Source organism: Thiohalocapsa halophila (genome assembly GCF_016583825.1).
Lineage (GTDB): Bacteria > Pseudomonadota > Gammaproteobacteria > Chromatiales > Chromatiaceae > Thiohalocapsa > Thiohalocapsa halophila.
This window is the reverse complement of record NZ_NRRV01000228.1, coordinates 1-913: the sequence shown is the minus strand read 5'-3', so window position 1 is coordinate 913 and position 913 is coordinate 1. Positions and strand designations below refer to the sequence as shown.

Here is a 913-nt window from a genome sequence, read left to right as displayed (position 1 = left end):
GACGGCTGAGATCAGGACAGCAATGACGCCAACCAGCCAACGCCAAGGCACGTTTGGCCGCTCCTGGATGATCTGAATCACCAGACGTGTTGAGGGAGAGGGAAGTCGGAACCGCCGACTTCCATCGTTAAGCACGTTAGCAGCCAGACCACAAGGGGGCAACCGTCTATGCCCACTCCGGTCGTGCGCGAATCGCTCCGGCGGATCTACAGAACAGCACCCCCAGAGGCTTCGCTCGGCTGGGCGATAAGCGGGGCCACCTTCTTCGGCGTCTTGGCCATCGCGCCGCGGTAGACTGGTCCCCTTCGCCCGGCTCGGCCACCGCCGCGGCGGACGTCCCCCTGTGTACGTTTAGCCCGACGACGGGCTCGTGCTGCTTCGCCGCGCCCAGCGCGCTCACCGCCGCCAAGGCTGTCGGTGCCGATGCCGTCTCGATCCGTTGCGCCGTTGCGTTACACTCTTGCATGACCTCCGCTCTGAATGTGGCCCTGGCTCGAAGGGGTTCTCCGTCTTCAACATCACCAGGTGCGTTGAGGACGGGCAGGTCACGACATCATGTCTAAACGCTTACCGTACCAGCCAATGACAGACCGGCTGGAGTTAAAATCCGGCTTCGCTCAAAGGTGTAGATGATGAACGCGTTCCAGCAAAACGACGCTACATACTCGCAAAATAATGACTTCGACGACTGGCTGAAGCTGGCAGGTAAGGACTATGAATACCTCTTGAGCGAAGTCCATTGGGAAGCTCTACTTTCGAGGACAAAACGGATCCTTGACGTGGGGTGTGGCAAGGCTTTTTTTCCGAGTATGCTTTTTCGCCAGATTAATGTAAGTGGGGCTTCTCTTGAGTACAGCGCTCTTGATCCGGTGCAGTCTTGCCTGGATCGTTCGGGAGAAATCCTATCCAGCTT

At 58.4% G+C, this 913-nt stretch carries 1 protein-coding gene; it reads left to right on the top strand.

Going from position 1 to position 913, the window contains the following annotated elements:
- Nucleotides 1–629 precede the first annotated feature (629 nt).
- Nucleotides 630–913 (top strand): hypothetical protein (locus CKO31_RS26600; protein WP_207148133.1); only part of this gene is annotated, 284 nt, incomplete at its 3' end.